The sequence below is a fragment of the Acidobacteriota bacterium genome (assembly GCA_019347945.1).
Classification (GTDB): Bacteria; Acidobacteriota; Thermoanaerobaculia; order Gp7-AA8; family JAHWKK01; genus JAHWKK01.
On record JAHWKK010000003.1, the window covers coordinates 122,828 to 141,510 of the forward strand.

Consider the following 18,683-nt stretch of genomic DNA (forward strand, 5'->3'; position numbering starts at 1 on the left):
AAAGCCCGATCCGCAGAGGCGGTTGTAACATTTCGGGGGCTGATCGACTCTGTCTGAATGTCATGGGTGAAGCCGAACCAAAGCGGGAGTTTCAGGAAGACCATGAGAGCGCCATGGCGGATGAAGAGGTCGTCGCGGCGGTTCTCTCCGGAAACACTCCGCTGTATGAGCTTCTGATGCGGCGGTACAACCAGCGGATCTACCGGACGGTTCTCGGAATCATCGGACGGCCGGAGGACGCTGAGGACGCCGTCCAGCATGCCTGGCTCGAGGCATGGCGGAATCTCGGATCGTTCGAGCGAAGATCCTCCTTCCCGACCTGGGTCACCCGGATCGCCGTGAACTCCGCGTTCGGGCGGATCAGGCGGGAGGGGAGGGCGATCGAGCTGGCGACTCCCGATCGGAGCCGCCCTGAATCCGAATCCACGACACCGGAGGTGTTGGCGATGTCTTCTCAGATGCGAGAGATTCTCGAGAGGGAGATTCTCGGCCTCCCACGCGACTACAGAATCGTCCTCGCACTGCGCGATGTCGAAGGGATGTCGACCGCGGAATGTGCGGAGGCGCTCGATGTGACGGAGGGCGTCGTCCGGACCCGCCTCCACCGTGCGCGGGCGATGCTGCGCGAGCGACTCGAGAAGCTCGGAACCTGTGAGATGGCCGCGCTCATGGCGTTCGCAGGGCATCGCTGCGACAGAGCTGTGACCAGCGTGCTGAACGCAATCAGCAGTGAATCGAAAACGCGTTGATACTCAACCGTCGACCAACACAAGGAGGAGATTCGAAATGAATGATCATATGAGCCGTCAGGCGTTCCAGCTTCTGCGATTCGGTTTCATCGTTGCGCCGCTCGTTGCGGGACTCGACAAGTTCTTCAATGTGCTGACCGACTGGGAAAAATACCTCGCACCTTTCATTCCTTCGATGACGGGCCTCTCCCCGTCGGCGTTCATGACGATCGTCGGTGTGGTCGAGATCGTCGCCGCCATCGTCGTCGCAGTGAAGCCGAAACTCGGAGGCCTTCTCGTCGCGGGCTGGCTCCTCGGAATCATCGTGAACCTCATCGCGGTCGGCGGATATCTCGACATCGCCCTTCGCGACGTCGGCCTGATGATCGGAGCGCTCGCGCTGTACCTCCTCGCTCGCGCCTCGGAGACGCAGGCTCCGGCCGAAGCGCGGCACTGATCGGAGCGCACGAGTCGAATCCAGCAGGCAGATCACTCTCGGAGGATAGAATCGGCTTTCGTGAGCCCCGGAACGAGAGTGATGATGTATACCGATGGAGCGTGCAGCGGAAACCCCGGACCGGGAGGGTGGGCAGCGCTGCTGCGATGGAACGATCACGAGAAGCTCGTCTCGGGAGGCGATCCCTCCACGACCAACAACCGGATGGAGCTGCTCGCCGTGATCCAGGGATTGCGCAGCCTCAAAAGGGGCTGCTCGGTCCGGATCGTGACCGATTCGCGCTATGTGATGGACGGAATGACGAAGTGGCTCGCCGGCTGGCGCCGGCGAGGATGGAAGACCGCTTCGAAGGCGCCGGTCAAGAATCAGGATCTCTGGGAGAGTCTCGATCGGGAGATTTCGCTGCACGAGGTCGAATGGGAGTGGGTGCGAGGTCACTCGGGCCATGAAGAAAACGCGCGGGTGGATGAGGCCGCGCGTGCGGCCATTCCGTTTTGAGAGTCGGGTAAAGCTGGAACCGGAATGAGGCGTGCACCACTGCTGACGCGCATGACGTAGAATGACCGGCGCTCCGGGTGCTGGCTGCTCGACGGCGTGCATTTCGACGACCCGACATGAAAATTGGTGAAATGATCAGGGAGGATCTGATCCTCCCGGAAGTTCGTTCGTCCCGCAAAGATGACGTGATCCGCGAGCTGGCCGGTTTTCTCGCGTCGAGCGACGACCGCGTAACAGCAGCCGATGTGACGCGGGTGCTTCTCGAGCGGGAAAAGCAGGGCTCGACCGCGCTCGGAGAGGGAATTGCCGTTCCCCACGGAAAGCTCAGCTCGGTCGACGAGTTGGTCGCATGCCTCGGAAGATCGCGCCGCGGGGTCGACTTCGGAGCCGCCGACGGGAAGCCCACACACTTCTTCTTCGTCATCGTCGCACCTCCCAGCTCGGCCGGTGACCATCTGAAAGCTCTCGCGCGCATCAGCCGGGTCTTCCGGGATGGTTCGATTCGCGACCGGCTGATGGAAGCAGAGACCGCGGAAGAGATGCGGAACGTGATTGGAGAGGCCGAGGGCGACGGGTCACGGTAGTCCCGTCACGCAGCGGCCCCATACGGATGGCGAGACGCGCGGAATGGCAGCCGGGGGATGCCCGGCACCAGTCCACGTGGCGGCTTGTGGCCCGCGACGTCGGAGCGCTCCAGGTTCTGATCGGGCTCGGCATGCTTCTGCCGGCGCTGGTGGCCCTCATCTATGGTGAGATTCATACCGCGATCGCCTGTGCGCTGGCGTCGGCTCTGACCGCCGGCTGCGGCGCGCTCGCCGCACGCAAATGGCGCGACGTCGGAGATCCGGAGCGCCGGCACGCGATGATCATCGCGGGTCTCGGGTGGCTCGTCAGCGCAATATTCGGGGCGATTCCTCTGACGCTCACGGCGTGGATCACACCGGATTCGGTGGCGCAGTCGTTCGTTCCCCCGGGAGAGACGTATCGTTCGAGCCTCCTGATCTTCCGTAACCCTCTTCACGCCCTTTTCGAAAGCATGAGCGGTTTCACGACCACGGGATTCACGATGACCGTTCACGAGCCGTCGATCGGCCGCGGTCTTCTCTTCTACAGATCTCTGATGCAGTGGATCGGTGGAGTCGGAGTGATCGTCCTTTCTCTGGCGGTGACGCCGCGTCCTCGTGCGGTCGGCGAGCTCGAGCTCTATCACTCGGAAACCGCTGGTATGAAGCTGCGGCCGACCATCCTCGGAACTGCGCGTGCCATCTGGAAGATCTACGCCGCGATGACGCTGCTGGTGTTCGTATGGCTGTTCGTGTCGACGCTGCTGATTCTTCCCGGCTACGGGCTCGAGCCGACTCTGTTCAATTCCGTGAACCACGCGATGACCGGCATCGCCACCGGAGGCTTCAGTACGCTGGATCGCAGCATTGCGGATTACGAGTCTCCGGCGATGGAGATGGTCCACATGGTGCCGATGATCCTCGGCGTCATCGCGTTTCCGTTGTACTACGCCTTTGTACGTCGCCGGCGTCTGCTCGTCTTCTGGAAGGATCCGCAGTTTCGCCTGATGGTCATGATTCTCGCCGTGATGATTCCGACTGGATTTGTCCTTCTGGTGGGCGCGCCGGCAGTCGACGCGCCCGCGCGCACCGCAGCGTTTCAGATGGTGAGCGCGTTGTCGGGCACCGGATGGTCGACCTCCGACCTTCAGCAATGGAGCGCTCCTGCGCTGCTTCTGATGGCGCTCGGAACGATGGTTGTTGGCGGTGCTGCCGGGTCGACGTCGGGAGGGCTCAAGCTGATTCGCGCCTACGTTCTGCTCCGCGCAGCCATGTGGCGCGTCCGGAAAGTGTTTCTCCCTGCAGAGGCGGTTATTCCGTTCCGCGTGGGAGAAAAGAATATGACGTCTCAGGCAATGCAGCGGGAGGTCGCCGATGCGGCCGTGTTGTCGTTTCTCTATCTCGTGATGATGGCAATCTCGATGGTCACCACGGTTGCGCTTGCAGGTCCCGAGTTCACGACCGCCGAGGCGATCTTCGACAGCGTGTCGGCGCAGGGAACCGTCGGTCTCTCCACCGGAGTCGCCAATCCCGACATGCATGTGGTTCTCGAAGTAATGTACATCCTGCAGATGTGGACCGGCCGGCTCGAGATTTTCCCCGTCATCATCCTGTTCGGCGCTCTGGTTTCCAGAGCAATGAGGCGCTGAGCGATGTATGTGATCATCGTAGGAGCGGGAGAAGTCGGTAGAACTATCGCGCGGCTTCTCGTCGAGGAGGGACACGAGGTCGCCGTCGTCGAGCTCGACGAAGAGCTCGCTCGCAGACTCGATTCGTCGCTGAATGCACTGGTGGTTCAGGGATCAGGGATCAGCTCGTCGATTCTGCAGCATGCCGGTGTCGAGCGTGCCGATCTGCTGCTTGCCGTAACGAGTACGGACGAAGTGAATCTCATCGCATGCATGACCGCTCGCAAGTACGGAAGCGAGCGGCTGCGCGTCGTCGCTCGAGTACGGGAATCACGCGACGTGGTGGGTGAGCTGGCACTGAGCGCCGAGGATCTGGGACTCGATGCTCTCATCAGCCCGGAGCAGGCCATCACCACCGCCACCATCGAGGATCTCGAATACGCCGGCGGCGGGGAGATGCGAGAGCTCGGCGGCGGCCGTCTGATGCTGGTCGGGATGATGCTGTCGGAGGACTCGCCGCTCGTTCACGAAACTCTCGAGGAGCTGAGGGAGGACTTTCCGGGTGAATTTCTCGTCGTCGGAGTCCAGGGAGAGGATGGCCGGATCCCGAGCGGCTCCGACCGTCTGCGTCCAGCAGACCGCGCTTTCGTCCTGGCGCCTCCGGGCTACCTGACCGAGCTCGCGATTCTCTCCGGAACTCCGTGGTACCACGTCCGGCGGGTACTGATCGTCGGATGTGGCAATACCGGTCTCGCGCTCGCCCGTGTGCTCGAGGAGAGAGAATACGAGACGACCATCATCGAAAAAGACGGGGATCGTGCCGAGCATCTCTCGCACGTGCTGGCGGACGCGCTCGTGCTTCAGGGCGACGGAAGCGATCCGGAGTTCATGCGAAGTCGAATCGAGCGCGGCCGCATCGATGCGGTCGTCGTGCTCCTCAAGGATCCCGAAAAGTCGGTGCTCATCGGTATATTCGCAAAGTCCCTCGGTGCGAGAAAAGTGATCGTTCGCTGCGATAAGCCCGCCTATGCGCGTCTCGCAGGAAACCTCGGGATTGATGCGGTCATCAGTCCAAAACGGGCCATGACCGATGCCATTCTCCGTTACGTCCGAAGCGGCCGGATCGAAGCGACGCTGCTGCTCGGCGAACAGGTTGCCGAGATCATCAGGTACACCGTGGCGGAAAAACCGAAAAACAGGGAAATCCTCGAGAAGCCGCTGCGCGCGCTCACTTTCCCGGAAGGATCCCTCGTCGGAGCCGTGATCCGGGAGGGGCAGATGTTTCTCGGATCCGGCGACACCGTTCTGCGCGCGGGCGACGAGCTGTTCATGGTCACCCTGCGCGACGTTCTCGGCGAAGTGGAACGGTTTCTCGCCTGACCGCGCTCTCGGAGACGGCACGGCGGTTTTGACTAAACTGATCGGCGGAACGCGATCAGATGGAGAGCCCGATGCCTGTTGACAATGAATTCAGTGAGGCCGTGAACAGACTCTCGAGGACGTTTCTGGAGTCCGTGACGACATATCTGCCGCAGCTGCTGGGTGGACTGCTCGTGCTCGTCGTCGGCGTACTGCTGGCGTGGCTGCTGCGCGCGATCGTCGTCCGCCTGTCGGGCGGGCTCCACCGATGGCTTCCTCAGACATTGCGCCGCTCGGGTGAGCCCGGACGCCTGGCGAAGCTCATCGGCGCGATCATCTTCTGGGTCGTTCTGCTGCTCTTCGTGACGGCGGCCATCCACATCTGGGGGCTCACGATCGTGGCGGACTGGCTTGCCCGCATCGTCGCCCATCTTCCCTCCATTGCCGCGGCGGCCCTGATCGTCGTTCTGGGCGTGCTGCTCGGACGCTTTGTTCGCGACCTCACGCTCGGTGCTGCGTCGAAGCTCGAGTACCGCGCGCTCCTCGCCCGGGTGGCACAGGCGGGTGTCTGGGCGGTGGCCGCAGTCGTTGCGATCGATCTGATCGGCCTCGACATCACGTTCATCGTCGTTCTCGCCGGGATCGTTCTCGGTGCCCTCGCAGGGGGCGTCGCGCTGGCATTCGGTATCGGGGCAGGGCCCTTCGTTCGAGATTCGCTCGCGGTGCGCGATGTCCGCGCGCGATACCGCCTCGGCGACGAAATCCGGCTGGGAGATCTCGAGGGACGCATTGTCGAGATGTCTGCTCGAAGCGTCATCCTGGAAACCGTGGACGGGAAGCTCGCCGTCCCCGGCCGCTTCTTTGCCGAACAGCCGTGCACCATGATCATCCGGGAGGAATCCGATGGCTGACGGAGCGAAGCAGTTGACCATGGGCTTTCTCGCGCGGCATCCCGATGCTGCCGCGGCCGTTCTCGAAGAGCAGCCGGTCGACGTCGCGGCGGCCTTCCTCGCGGAGATTCCGGCTCGTCTCGGCGGTCCGGTTCTCGGGCTGATGATGCCCTTTCAGGCGTCCCGCTGCCTGCTCGAGGTGGATCCCGAGGCGGCAGCGGGGCTTCTGAGAGAAATGCCTCACGCGATCGCCGCAACGAATCTGCGGCGATGGCCCGCGTCGAAACGGGATCATCTTCTCGGTCTCCTCCCCAGCCGCCTGGCATTCACCATCCGGCTTCTCCTCGGTTATCCCGCTACCACCGTCGGTGCCTGGATGGACCCGCAGCCGGCGCTGCTTCCGAGAGAGGGAGATGTCGGAAGCGCGCTCGCCCGCCTCGGCGAGGAGGACGGCGAAGTCGAGCGGATCGTCTTCGTGACCGATCGGGAGCAGCGTCTCGAAGGACAGGTGCGCATCGGTGCGCTGTTGCGGGCGACTGAGCGGACGCCGCTCTCCGCTCTTCTCGAGCCAGTGCCGGCGCCGGTTCAGGCTCGGGCCGACCTCATCGAGCTCCGCGATCACTCCGTCTGGGACGAGCCCGATCCGGTTCCGGTGCTGTCGCGCGAGGGCCGCGTGGTGGGTGTGCTGCGCCACTCGGACCTTCGCCGCGGTCTGGTCGGCTCGCGTACCGACTCGAGAGATGCTCCCGGCAACAGCCTCGTCAATCTCGCCGGCGGCTCGTGGCTCGGGATGGCGCGGGTTCTCGAGAGCGCCCTCGGCATGCTTCCGCCGGCCCGGCCACCGCAGCCAGCGCCGAAGGAGCAGACGAAGTGACCGTTCAGGCCGCACCCGCCATTGAAGCGTTCACCCACCGCTTTCTCCGGGATTATCCGCGCGAAGCGGCGCGGGAAATCGAGAAGCTCGAGCCCGAAGTTGCGGCGCCGGTACTCGCGCGCGAGCCGCTTCACGTCCTGCTCGCGGTCTGGAACCATCTTGCGCCGGCTGTGGCCGATCCGCTGCTTCGGGCCCTTCCCGAGGAGACGGCTGCCGGGCTGCTGCGGGAGCTCGATCCCGGGTGGGCGGCATCGGCACTTCGTCGGATGGACGAGGACGACCGCAAACACTATCTGGAGCTGTTGGGCCAGAATGTCGCCGACGATCTCCTTCGCATGATCGAGTATTCTCCCGACCGGGCGGGCGCCCTTATGGATGCGCGGGTCCTGGCGTACCACGGCGAGGCGACCGCGGGCGAAGTGCTCTCCCGGATGCGAGCCGGCTCCCGCCATCAGCAGAAAGCCGTCTTTCTTCTGGACGACGCGCAACGCTTTCATGCGGTCGTGGACATTCAGGACATTGCGCTGGCGGATCCGGAAACGCGGCTCGAGGAGCTCGCTCATCCGCCGGGGGCCGCGGTCTCGGCAATCGACCCGAGGGAGACCATCGTCGAGCTGCTCGAGCGGCAATGGATCGACGAGCTCCCGGTACTCGACGTCCACAACAGACTCCTCGGGGTGATTCGCGCGAATGAGCTGATGCGGGCACTTCAGGAGTCGACGAGTGCCGACCTGCAGACGATGGTCGGTGTCGGGAAAGAGGAGCGGGCACTCTCTTCCGTCGGCTTTGCCGTGAGGAAGAGACTGCTCTGGATGAACATCAACCTCGTGACCGCTTTCCTGGCCGCCGCGGTCGTCGGCCTGTTCGAATCGACCATCGCCCAGTTCACGGCGCTCGCCGTGCTCCTGCCGGTGGTTGCGGGGCAGTCGGGCAACGCCGGAGCTCAGGCGCTCGCCGTGACGATGCGCGGTCTCGCGCTTCGCGAGATCGGGCTGCGCCAATGGGTGCGTATTCTGATGAAGGAGCTGCGCGTGGGAATGGTCAACGGCGTGGCGATCGCATTGGTCACGGCTGCCGGCGTCTATGTCTGGAGCCGGAGCGAGGGCCTCGCGCTCGTCATCGCGCTCTCCATGGTCATCTCGATGACCATCGCGTGCGTCGCGGGCGCGATGGTTCCGCTCGCTCTCACCCGCGCGGGGCAGGATCCGGCGCAGTCGTCGTCCATCCTCCTCACGACCGTGACCGATGTCGCCGGCTTCATGTCGTTCCTCGGCACGGCAACACTCCTCTCCGGAATGCTCGTCGAGTGAGACTGTCGGGAGTCACATCTGGCGCCCGGGAAGGATGAGACGCGCACTGCGGGTTTGCTCTACGAAGAGGACCTCGGAATGAAACGTCCCGTCTGGATCGCCCTTGTCGTTCTTGCGTCGTCGGTCTCCGCCGTCGCCCAGCCGCGTTTGATCTCCCCGCCGCCACCGCAGGAGGGCTGGTGCGCAACGAGTCCGGCGATGACGGAGGCGCTGAAGGAGCGTCACGAGTGGCGAATGGCGACGCGGATCGGGCTGATGGCAGAGCAGCCGGATCGCGTCATCGAGCGCGATGGCGTCTTCATCGTTCAGGCTGACGAATCGATCCTGGTCAATGACGATCCGCTCGATCTGACCGGTCGTTCGGTTCGATTCATCCCCGAGGACTCGGGTTACGTCATCGAAACGCTTCCTCTCGACTATGAAAAGAATATTGGGGATCTGCTCGTCGACTTCGGCACCGCGTCGGTGACGAGCAGGCGCATCGATCTTCCCTTCGGGTTTCCGTTCCATGGCACGACGTATCATCAGGCTTACCTGACCAGCCGGAACGGCATTCATTTCGAGCCTCCGGTTCCGGCCGCGCTGACGCAGTACGAAGCATTCGATGCGGCGGCGATCGACCAGGCCGTCATCTCTCCATTGCTTCTCGGAGCCGTTCCCAGGACGTTCGTATCGCCGGCCGTGTACGTCAGCGGCTCGCCCGAAGAGGCCGTCGTGACCTGGCGCACCGATTCGACCGACTTTGCCTACGATGTGCAGGCAGTCCTATCCGCCGACGGGACGATCACCCTCTCGTGGCGGTCGGCGAGAGACGTGAGCTGGGGCGCTGTGGTCGTGACGCCGGGCATCGACCGGGCGGAGATGTCGAGGCAGCCGGTCGTGACGGTCGAGGATGTCCTCCAAGACGGCCCGCCTACGCGTCCGGATCAGGATTTCAGCAGAGTGGTGATCGAGCGACTCGATGGCTCCGATCTGCTGGAAGTCCGGATCGAACTTCAGGGCGATGTTCGGATGAGCTCGATCGCACCGGGCGAGTTCGTCCAGTATGCGATCGAAACGAGAGCCGGTAACACGAGCCGGATCGTTGTCCATCTGACGCGCGACGCGCGATGGATGCTTCTTCCGGGAAGAGGCTGGATCTCGAATCCGGGAAGCCTCCGGATCGAATCGAGCTCGATCCGTTTCTTCGTGAACGACCGCGATCTCGAGCGGGGAGATTCGATCGGTCTCAATGCCTGGATCTGGGATACCGCGGCCGGCCGAAGCGTCGACTCGGTCAACGGAACGTACGCGCACGGATACTCGGAGGATTCCTTCGAGCTGGATCTCGGCGCGGCTTCGGGGCGGTCGGCCCGAAGACCGATCGTCGAGTCCTTCACGCTTCCCGACATGGACCCGTACGCGGTATGGGATCTGGTCGCCCGGGAGTATGGGCTCAGAGCCTTCGACACGGACGCGCTCGCCATCTATCAGGATTTCTTCACGGACCTCGTCCTGTACGCCGGGGCGTACTCGACCGTTGGAAATCCCGGTGTCGACGGCGTTGCGTCGAGGGGCGGGTACGGCAGCTACGCCCCGCTGTCTCCGGCGCTCCTTCACATGAGCCGTCTCGGGTACCGCTACAACACGACCGACGAGCTCTCGACGCACGTGCTCAATCACGAGTTCGGACATCGCTGGCTCTACTTTTTCGAAATTACGGAGAATGGCGAATCGACGCATTCGCTCAATCCCACGGGAGCACATCCCGCGCAGTTCGTCCACACGCCCGCGGCCTTCGACGTTCGAGGATCGCGAAACTCGTCCGCGATGGGCGGCTCCTGGTTCGAGGACCGGGGCGATGGGACGTTCATGGCGAGGGAAGAGCTCGCATCCTATGGCTACTCGTGGCATGAGCTCTACCTTATGGGTCTCGCCCGGGCGGACGAGGTCGAGCCGTGGTTCTACATCGCGGAGTCGGACCCGCGACTCGGGGACGCCTATTACCCGCCGGACGGGATCGTCGTGAACGGAACGCGCCGCGACGTTTCGATCGATCAGCTGGTCGAATCGATGGGAGAGCGCTCGCCGGATCACGATCGAAGCCGTAAGCGGTTCTCGACGTATTTCGTGCTGCTCGTGCGCGATCTCGAGGGTCTCTCGCCAGCGAAAGTCGACGATCTTCATTACCGGCGCCGGCTTCTGCACGAGGCGATTCCGCTGGCGACAGGCGGGCGAGCCATACTCGATACGTTGTACGAGCCGCCGGGACCGCGTCGCCGCGGGGTGCAGAGACGCTGAGCTGCGCCGGTCGCGAGGCGATGCGCGTGCTGCGGTCCCGCCGCTACGGACGGGGCTCCGGCGTTTCGCTCGAGCTCTCGCTCTCCACGACCTGCCAGCGCGACTGAAGCGCCACACCGCTGACCTCGCATCCGAGCTCCCGCAGCCAGGCGGCGACCTTTCGGTTCGAGCTGTTGATCAGCGTGTAGGGCTCCGGGTAGTCGACGAACTCGAGACGGGGAGACGGGTTGAAAAGACGCGAGTCTCGATTGGCATTGAAGAGATCCTGGAGGCGCCGTTCGAGTCGCACCGCTGCTTCCCGCTCGACCGTGATCGGCAAAATTTTTCGGACACCGATTCCGATCCGCCGCAGAACTTCTTCGGTCGTTTCCGGAGCCGGCTCGATCATCTGGCGGCCGAGCGCCGACCTCGTCGGCCACAGCACAGCGATCAGGGCGTTCCTCCAGCTCGTCTGGTTCAGTGCGTAGTAACGCCAGTCGCCGAACGCCCATCGCGAAGCATGATCGTCATTTCCGGGCAGGACGAGTGAAGAGCTCTTACCGTGCTCGAGCAGATAGACCGTCGCCGGTGTCTCGGGATGCGCGGGAGGACGAATCGTCGTCGTACACGACGCCGTGGCGATGATCATCGCCGCCGCGCAGATCACGGATGCTGCCAGCAGCAGAAAGCCGTGGCGTTTCGACATCAAGCGATGGTCAGGCAAGAATCGCACCTTTGCGGCTCGAGTCTCGATGCAACCCGCTTCGTCATCTACAATCCGGGCATGAGCATCCGAGCGGGAAGTGGTCAGATTCATCCTCGAAGCAATCCGCTCCGGCTTCCAATGAACTGGCAGTACGGTCATCGCTCCGCTTGGTATGACTGTACTTCCATGAGAGATCCCTTCGGTTCCCCCCACCCCTCGCCCCTCAGGGCAGGCTCCTCGCCCACCGCCCGACCGCGCGCTCGGGATGGTTTCGAATGCCGCAATATTACGATGGACCAGACGCCGCAATTGACGCTTTGCCAGACACTTCTCCGCCCCGGGCGTCCCTCCATCGGACGTCGTCATCCTGTCCGCTGAAATGATTGATCATCTGCTTCCGGGCATCGCGCTCGCGCTGGGCATGACGTTTATTGCGGCCGCCGCTTTTTTCCCGGTGATCCGTCTCGGAAGGTACGCACGCCTGGGCGTCCTCATCCTCCTCGCAATTCCGATTCTTCTGTCTCCGCTCGCGATTCCAGCGAGCGAGACGCTCGCCCGCGCGCTCGTCGCAATGATCGCGGTGTTCGTCTTTTTCAAGATGTTCGACGTCCATGTCGGCGCCGGATACGGCGGCGTCCCGGATCTTCGAACCTATCTGCGCTGGCTTCCGAACCTTCTCACACTCGTGTTGCGGAAGCTCCACCTGGAACCGCGACCGACGCAGCGCGAAAACGGATTACGCCTCCTTCGGGTCTCGATCGTCATCGCGGCAGCGCTCGCCGCGGTTGCCGGACTGCGGATGGTCGAGTGGACCGATTATCCGTTCGCACTGGAGCACGCGCTCAAGGCGCTCGTCATTTTTGTCGGCTATACCGCGAGCTTCGGCTTCATCATCCACACCCTTCGACTCGCCGGCGTTCAGTCCCGGGACTTCACGATGTCGCTGTGGCGGGCGCGGACGCCGGCCGACTTCTGGAACCGCTATAACCGGAACATCAGTCAGTTCCTTTTCGAGGACGTCTTCAGACCCGTGCGCCGGTTCGGCTCACGGACAACCGCCGTATTGGCCGCGTTCGCTGTTTCCGGCATCGCGCACGAGTACATCTTCAGCATCGCGATCGGAAGAGTTGAGGGCTACCAGACCGCGTTCTTTCTGCTTCAGGGTCTGGCAGTTGCCGCGACCGCCGGATGGAAGCCGGCCGGATGGCAGGTCGTCCCCGCCGCCCTGGGAACCCTCCTCTTCCTTCTGGTCTCCTCGGTTCTCTTCTTCGCGAGCTTCCATGCCGTGGTGCCCATCTACATGGACGGGCCGCCGCACTGGCTGCCGGGACAATGAGACGTAATGCCCTTGCAAAGCCGGTTCGGAATGTTCCCGGCGGCTGATATTCTGAGGAGATGGAGGATTCTCATGCGCCGGAGCTCGAGTCTTTGCCTGATCCTGATTGTCCTCACGTCGCCATCCGCGATCCACGCGCAGGAGCAGGCGACCGATCCGGTGGAAGCCGCACGCGGTTGGCGTGGGGCGCACGCGGCGCGCATCCTCGAGGACTACGCTTCGCTTCTCGCGATTCCCAACGTCGCATCGGATGCGGAAAACATCCGGCGGAACGCTGCGGTCATCCGGGATCTGTTCGCACGACGGGGAGCGACGATGGAGCTTCTTACCCTCGACGGCGCTCCGCCGATCGTTTTCGGACGGCTCGAAGCGCCCGGCGCCACCAGGACGCTCGGCATCTACGTCCACTACGACGGTCAGCCGGCCGAGCCCTCCCGGTGGACCAACGACCCCTGGACGCCGACCCTCTACACCGCTTCGATGGAGGATGGAGGCTCGCCGATTCCATTTCCTGCGGCAGGGGAGCCCGTCGACCCGGAGTGGCGGATTTACGCGCGCGCCGCCGGTGACGACAAGGCCCCCATTCCCGCGCTTCTCGCGGCGCTCGACGCGCTCGGAAATGCGGGCATCGGACGCACCTCGAACCTCGTCTTTTTCTTCGAGGGAGAGGAAGAAGCCGGCTCTCCGCATCTCGGTGAGTATCTCGATCGTTACGCCGATCGCCTCGACGGGATCGACGCCTGGCTGATCTTCGACGGCCCGGTTCATCAGAGCCGGCGTCCCCAGCTCGTCTTCGGCGTTCGCGGCGTCACCGGAATGGAGATCACCCTCTACGGCGCCAGCCGCCAACTCCACAGCGGCCACTACGGCAACTGGGCACCGAACCCGGCAATGATGCTCGCCCGGCTTCTCGCGAGCATGAAGGACGATGAGGGGAACGTCACGATTGCCGGCTTCTACGACACGGTCGTGCCGGTCGGTGAAGCGGAAGCGGCTGCTCTCGCGAGCGTCCCCGATCCGGATGAATCGTTGCGGCGGGAGCTCGGCCTCGTCCGCACGGAGGGAGGGAACACGCCGCTCAAACAGCGACTCCTCCTTCCCTCGCTCAACATACGAGGGCTCGAGAGCGCGAACGTCGGCGACGCAGCGCGAAATGTCATTCCGTCGACGGCGACCGCCGCGATCGACATCAGGCTCGTGAAGGGGAACGAGCCGGACGAGATGATGAATCTCGTCGAGGCGCACATCCGCAGCCAGGGTTACCACATCGTTCGGGAAGATCCGGCGATGGAGACGAGGCTCGCGCACGAGCGGATCGCGAAGGTGACTCGTAGTCGCGGTTACGTTGCCGCACGGACCGACATGAACGATCCGATCGTTGCAGATCTCTCGAGGGCCGCGGAACGAGCCGCCGGCGAGCCGGTCATCCTCGTCCCGGGCCTCGGCGGATCTCTTCCGCTGTATCTCTTCACTGAACGTTTCGACGTACCGCTGGCGATCGTTCCGATCGCGAACCACGACAACAATCAGCACGGCGACGACGAGAATCTCCGCCTGGCGAACCTCTGGTACGGCATCGATCTGGCGGCCGCGATCCTCACGATGGAGTAGCGGTGGGATCGTGAGGTTTCAGGATTACGTCGCGGACTCGACGAAGGCCTCGACACGCCGCCTCAGCGATGGCAGATCGACCGCGGGGTAGCGGTGGAACTGGTCTTCGATCTCCGAGAGCCAGCGAAGTAGACGAACGGGCTCGATCAGTCCGCGCCGGGCCATCTCTCCGGCGTCGACGAGATCGCGATCGTGACCCCGCTCGATCTTGGCGAGCGCCTGCGAGTCGTAATCGTAGTGAAAGAAATCGATCGAGCCGAAACGTCCAATCGACTCCGACCGGGACTTCCAGTGCGGTAAAGGGGGAAGGAAGTGGTGAGGAGCGGCGAGCTCGACGTTGACGCAGATCTCGTCCTTCAATGCTGCTATCCGTCGGAGCACGTCATCCGACTCGTTCTCGACGTGAAGATCGATGTCGATGGTGGATTCCCTCCAGCCGTGCAGCACAGCGGTCGCGCCACCGGTGAAATAAATCTGGGCATGCGAGCGGGAGGTTCGCCCGAGCTCGCTCATGAATGCCTCGAGACTTGCACGATCTATCGGCTCGCGCATTCCGCCGCCCTCTCGAAGCTCACGAGTCTCCGGATCAGTGCGTTGTAACTCGAGTGGGCTCCGTCTCCATCACTTTCGACCAGCCGTTCGTAAAGATTGCGCTCGGGATGATCAGTCAGCTTCTCGCCGACGTCCAGACCGATTGCACGCAGTCTCGCCGCCCCGATCATCACCAGCAGCGACTCGTTCGAGACGATGCCCGAGTCGAGATCTCTCAAACCCTTTCCGATCAGCTCGCCTCCCGGAAATGTGCTGATGTCCACCGCCCAATTCTACCGGTCAGCGTTTCCTGCCGTGAGTGACTCTGCCGTTCTGGATCCTCATGATCGTCCCCCTCTCTTCGTCGATTGCGAAGGCGACATTCTGGTCGCCGGCGATGAACCGGTCGGAACGGATCGCGATCAACGGCACATCTTTCATCGTCGAGCCATTTGCCACGAGTCCTTCGCCGGCGATGCTGATGACGACGAGATCGTCGCCGAGGTCGTAGGTTCCCGCAACCGTGGGGAGGACGTCCTTCGAGAGCGGTAGACCGCTTTGCAGCCTCTCGAGCATCAGCTTTCCATTCCGGGAGTCGGGTGCCAGATCGAGAGACTTTTCGTACGCCTCAATTGCATCGGCACGCCGGCCGGACATCGCAAGCGACTCGCCGAACGAATCCCATGCGTTTGAAGACTCCGGATGGCGCTCGGTCGCGAGACGGAACACATGTTTCGCTGCGTTGTAGCGGTCCGCCCGCAACAGAGAATAGCCGAGAGAATTGAGGGCCTTTTCGTCGAGAGCAGAGTCATCGAGGGTCGGAAACCGGTCCTCGCCGCTGGTGAGGATCTCGTGAAGAGCGACCTTTCGAGGTGAATCCCATCGTTCGTAACTGAGCCATTCGAGAGGCCGCAGCGGCGCCTGATCTCCGAGGGCCTCTGCGGCGATGTCGCCCGCGATCGCGAGGCCACCCGATCCGTTGGTCAGGATTGCGACTCCGGTGTCATTGGCGTCGTCGCCGAACAGATACGCCTTGAAGTCGCCGTTGTCTCCCCAGTGCCAGAAATACCGGTGGGACGGATTCTCGAGCAGTCCGTAGCCGAGCCCCCAGGAGAGATCTTCGCTGTCGGGTCCCGGATCCACGGAGGGATTGCAGACGGCGCAGTTCGAGGGAACGGTTGACGCGGTGCTCAGCATCGCGTGCACCGATTCTTCAGAAATGGTCGTTCGCTCAAACATTCCGAGCAGGAACCTGCCGAGATCCGTCGCGGTCGTATGCAAGGTGGCGGCGGCGAGCGCCTGTCCAGGCTTCCTCCGATCCTGCACGCGTCCCGTTTCGTCGTGACCGAAGGCCTTGGTCGCGTCGTACTCCTCTTTCCAGGTGAAGCTGGTGGCGCTCATGCCGAGCGGCTTGAAAACGAGCCGCGACGCGAGTTGTTCGAGCGACTCTCCCGTGGCTGTTTCGATCGCCTTCTGAAGATAGACGTACCCCTCGCCGGAGTAGCTGAAACGGGAGTCAGGATCGTACAGAAGGGCGAGCGGTTCTCCTCGAGGACGCCAGTTGGGCAGTCCGCTGCGATGGCTCAGAACCATTCGGGGAGTCACGTTCCTGGCCCTCGGATCAGCGAAGTACGGTTGGGGCATGTAACTCGCGAGAGACTGGTCGAGCTCGATCACACCCTCCTCCACGAGCGTCATGACGAGCATCGCGAAGACCGGTTTGCCCAGCGATGCGGCTTCGAAGATCGTCGATCCGGTGATCGTCTCTCCGCTGTCGGTATTCGCATAGCCCGAGCTCCAGCTCGAAACCTTTCCATCACGCACGACGGCCACCGCCATTCCGGGGACCTGAGCGCGCTCCATGAGCTTCGGCGCACCCGCTTCGAACCCCGCATCTCGTTTCGCGGATGGCGCGGCCTTCTCGTCCGATCCGCAGGCGACGGTCAGAAAAATGAGTCCGGTGAGGATGGCGGATGGGACCTTCATGATCATTTCGGAATCAGTCCAGCTGGAAAGTCGCCCAGCGGCTTTCGCCCGCACTCTTACCGAGCCCGGAACCTTCGGTGTGAGTTTCCAGCCGGGTGACGACGAGGCGATTTCCCGATCGTGTAAACGTTCTCGATTCCTGGCGCGTGCCCTGGAAGCTGATCAGGAGAAACCGACCCCGGGCGGTCGAGCTCTGTTCCGAAGCGATTGGTACGTGGTCGGGGCCGATCCACAACTTCATCGATGCCTCGGAGCTCCTGATTCGCTTTCTTGCCTCCTCCGAGAGGCGTACCGGAAGCTCGATCTCGAGAAGCCTCACCTCGCGCCCGTTTAACCGGGTGACGCTTTCATTCGTGATCTTCGCCCCCGTCAGGTCGCTCAGCAGATAGGGAGCGTAATCGACGATCTCGGCCACCTCCGACGCCTCGATGCTTCGGAGCGCACGAATGGCGGGACGGTTGCGGTCCGGGTTCGGATCCAGCGCCTCCGCCTTCGCGTCCTCGAGCGCCGAAAGAGGATGCCGGATCGAGAGACCGCTCGCATCGGCCGTCACATGCGCCCGCGTTCGCCCATCCTCGGCCGGCCGGTCCTCAGTCGTTCCCACGACCCGGAAGTCGAGCGCTCCGGAAACCGGCGTGGTCGCCGGCATTGCCTCGAGCTTCGACCGGACGAGATCGAGAGTATCGGCAGACGCCGGAAGCGCCGTGCCGATCGCGATTGCGAATGCCAGTGCGTTTCTCATGATGTGGACCTTCCCTTGATCAGACGCGAGCGGAGAGGAAGAGTTATCCGCGTCCGGGCGAGCTCAGTTCTTCTTCGGCGACTTTGCCTTGATCGTTTCCGGCTCCTCGACCGGTGCCCGGCGGATCTGCTGGGAGATGTCGGGGCGGTCTTTCGGTTCGTCGAGCTTCAGCCCGATCGCCCGCCCGTTCGACCGGATCGACTTCTCGATTCCCTCGATGATCTGCACGTCGATCAATCCTTCGTATCCGGAAGGCTCGGGACGGCTCCCGTCGAGAACACAGCTCGAGAAGTGGAGGATCTCGGGGGCGAACTGATCGCGTTTCGCATAGGTCGTTTCCTTCGTACTCTTCCCCACAGTCAGTTCATGTCGCAGCTCGCCCGCGTAGGCGTAGGCCGGATCGAGGCGCAGATCCCCTTTCGTTCCGATGAGCCGATACGAGCCGGTGCTCGCCGCGCCGAAGCTGATCGTGAACGACGCGAGACGCGAGCGGGGGAAGCGGAGCGTCGCGGCGATCATTTCCGGTACCTCATCGAAGCGCGAATCATCCGCCGATTCCGCGATCGCGCTCACCTCGACCGGTTCGTCCCGAAAAAGATACCGCGCGGCATTGATGCAGTAGATGCCGATGTCGTTTGCCGGCCCGCCGCCGAGATCCCGCCTGAGACGGACGTCTCCCTCGCGAACGTTCATCGTGAACGCGGACGTGAAGATCTTCGATTCGCCGATCTTTCCGGAAGCGACGACCTCCGCCGCGCGCATGTTCGCGCGCTCGAAGTGGAGCCGGTAGGCAATCATGAGTCTGACGTCGTTCTTCTCCGCAGCTCGGATCATCGCCCGGCATTCCGAGGAGGTGACCGCCATCGGCTTCTCGCAGAGGACGTGGATGCCGGCATTCGCAGCGCGGACCGAGAACTCCCTGTGCATCGAGTTCGGCAGAGCGATGTAGACGGCGTCGATCTCCCCGCTCTCGAGCAGCGCGTCGTACTCGTCATACGAAGCGAGGTGGTCGACGCCGTACTTCCGGCCGAGCTTCCGGAGCTTGCGGGAGTCGCTCGAAACGAGCGCCGCGAGCGCCGAGTTTTTCTTCGCGTGCTCGAACGCCGGGAGCACCGCAACCTGTGCGATGTGCCCGAGACCGGCCACCGCGTACCGTACCTTGCGCTTTGACGAGCTTGCAGTCATGAGCTCACTCTGAGGCATCT

18 protein-coding genes are annotated in these 18,683 nt (G+C 63.2%); 12 read left to right on the forward strand and 6 right to left on the reverse strand.

The window, feature by feature from the left end:
- The first annotated feature begins 62 nt into the window (after positions 1 to 62).
- The 10 genes from KY459_03090 (at position 63) to KY459_03135 (ending at position 10,587) form a co-directional block, all read left to right on the forward strand.
- The gene (locus tag KY459_03090; protein ID MBW3563690.1) at positions 63 to 749 is read left to right on the forward strand and encodes an RNA polymerase sigma factor; all 687 of its coding nucleotides are present in this window, start codon (positions 63 to 65) and stop codon (positions 747 to 749) included.
- A 37-nt stretch (positions 750 to 786) separates the two neighbouring features.
- Positions 787 to 1,185, forward strand: coding sequence for a hypothetical protein (locus tag KY459_03095; GenBank protein ID MBW3563691.1), 399 nt, complete (start codon positions 787 to 789; stop codon positions 1,183 to 1,185).
- Positions 1,186 to 1,266: 81 nt separating this feature from the next.
- Positions 1,267 to 1,683, forward strand: a complete 417-nt coding sequence (rnhA, locus tag KY459_03100) for a ribonuclease HI (protein ID MBW3563692.1) — start codon at positions 1,267 to 1,269, stop codon at positions 1,681 to 1,683.
- A gap of 116 nt (positions 1,684 to 1,799) precedes the next feature.
- On the forward strand, positions 1,800 to 2,267 hold the full coding sequence (locus KY459_03105; GenBank protein ID MBW3563693.1) for a PTS sugar transporter subunit IIA: 468 nt from the start codon (positions 1,800 to 1,802) through the stop codon (positions 2,265 to 2,267).
- 26 nt (positions 2,268 to 2,293) lie between these two features.
- The gene (locus KY459_03110) at positions 2,294 to 3,895 is read left to right on the forward strand and encodes a TrkH family potassium uptake protein (GenBank protein ID MBW3563694.1); all 1,602 of its coding nucleotides are present in this window, start codon (positions 2,294 to 2,296) and stop codon (positions 3,893 to 3,895) included.
- A 3-nt stretch (positions 3,896 to 3,898) separates the two neighbouring features.
- Complete coding sequence (gene trkA, locus KY459_03115; GenBank protein ID MBW3563695.1) at positions 3,899 to 5,254, forward strand: Trk system potassium transporter TrkA; 1,356 nt, start codon at positions 3,899 to 3,901, stop codon at positions 5,252 to 5,254.
- A gap of 71 nt (positions 5,255 to 5,325) precedes the next feature.
- Positions 5,326 to 6,144: a hypothetical protein gene (locus tag KY459_03120; GenBank protein ID MBW3563696.1), complete on the forward strand. Its 819-nt coding sequence runs from the start codon at positions 5,326 to 5,328 to the stop codon at positions 6,142 to 6,144.
- On the forward strand, positions 6,137 to 6,997 hold the full coding sequence (locus KY459_03125; protein MBW3563697.1) for a hypothetical protein: 861 nt from the start codon (positions 6,137 to 6,139) through the stop codon (positions 6,995 to 6,997). The genes KY459_03120 and KY459_03125 overlap by 8 nt, the downstream gene beginning before the upstream one ends.
- Positions 6,994 to 8,307, forward strand: a complete 1,314-nt coding sequence (locus tag KY459_03130; protein MBW3563698.1) for a magnesium transporter — start codon at positions 6,994 to 6,996, stop codon at positions 8,305 to 8,307. The genes KY459_03125 and KY459_03130 overlap by 4 nt, the downstream gene beginning before the upstream one ends.
- A gap of 78 nt (positions 8,308 to 8,385) precedes the next feature.
- Positions 8,386 to 10,587, forward strand: a complete 2,202-nt coding sequence (locus tag KY459_03135; protein ID MBW3563699.1) for a hypothetical protein — start codon at positions 8,386 to 8,388, stop codon at positions 10,585 to 10,587.
- A 43-nt stretch (positions 10,588 to 10,630) separates the two neighbouring features.
- On the opposite strand, the gene KY459_03140 is transcribed toward KY459_03135, so the two are convergent.
- Positions 10,631 to 11,272: a DUF2459 domain-containing protein gene (locus KY459_03140; protein MBW3563700.1), complete on the reverse strand. Its 642-nt coding sequence runs from the start codon at positions 11,270 to 11,272 to the stop codon at positions 10,631 to 10,633.
- A gap of 379 nt (positions 11,273 to 11,651) precedes the next feature.
- On the opposite strand from KY459_03140, the gene KY459_03145 reads away from it, so the two are divergent.
- Positions 11,652 to 12,608: a hypothetical protein gene (locus tag KY459_03145; protein ID MBW3563701.1), complete on the forward strand. Its 957-nt coding sequence runs from the start codon at positions 11,652 to 11,654 to the stop codon at positions 12,606 to 12,608.
- 72 nt (positions 12,609 to 12,680) lie between these two features.
- The gene (locus KY459_03150; GenBank protein MBW3563702.1) at positions 12,681 to 14,219 is read left to right on the forward strand and encodes a M20/M25/M40 family metallo-hydrolase; all 1,539 of its coding nucleotides are present in this window, start codon (positions 12,681 to 12,683) and stop codon (positions 14,217 to 14,219) included.
- A 24-nt stretch (positions 14,220 to 14,243) separates the two neighbouring features.
- On the opposite strand, the gene KY459_03155 is transcribed toward KY459_03150, so the two are convergent.
- The 5 genes from KY459_03155 to KY459_03175 all read right to left on the reverse strand — a co-directional run bounded on the left by KY459_03155 (position 14,244) and on the right by KY459_03175 (position 18,663).
- Positions 14,244 to 14,771 carry a hypothetical protein gene (locus KY459_03155; GenBank protein MBW3563703.1) on the reverse strand — a complete coding sequence of 176 codons (528 nt, stop codon included), beginning with the start codon at positions 14,769 to 14,771 and terminating at the stop codon, positions 14,244 to 14,246.
- A complete protein-coding gene (locus tag KY459_03160; protein MBW3563704.1) occupies positions 14,756 to 15,034 on the reverse strand; it encodes a hypothetical protein in 279 nt (92 codons plus the stop codon). Before KY459_03160 ends, KY459_03155 begins: the two co-directional genes overlap by 16 nt.
- A gap of 16 nt (positions 15,035 to 15,050) precedes the next feature.
- Entirely contained in the window at positions 15,051 to 16,736 is a 1,686-nt protein-coding gene (locus KY459_03165) for a serine hydrolase (GenBank protein MBW3563705.1), read from the reverse strand.
- A 13-nt stretch (positions 16,737 to 16,749) separates the two neighbouring features.
- Positions 16,750 to 17,478: a hypothetical protein gene (locus tag KY459_03170; protein ID MBW3563706.1), complete on the reverse strand. Its 729-nt coding sequence runs from the start codon at positions 17,476 to 17,478 to the stop codon at positions 16,750 to 16,752.
- 63 nt (positions 17,479 to 17,541) lie between these two features.
- Positions 17,542 to 18,663, reverse strand: a complete 1,122-nt coding sequence (locus tag KY459_03175; GenBank protein MBW3563707.1) for a Gfo/Idh/MocA family oxidoreductase — start codon at positions 18,661 to 18,663, stop codon at positions 17,542 to 17,544.
- Positions 18,664 to 18,683: the final 20 nt, after the last annotated feature.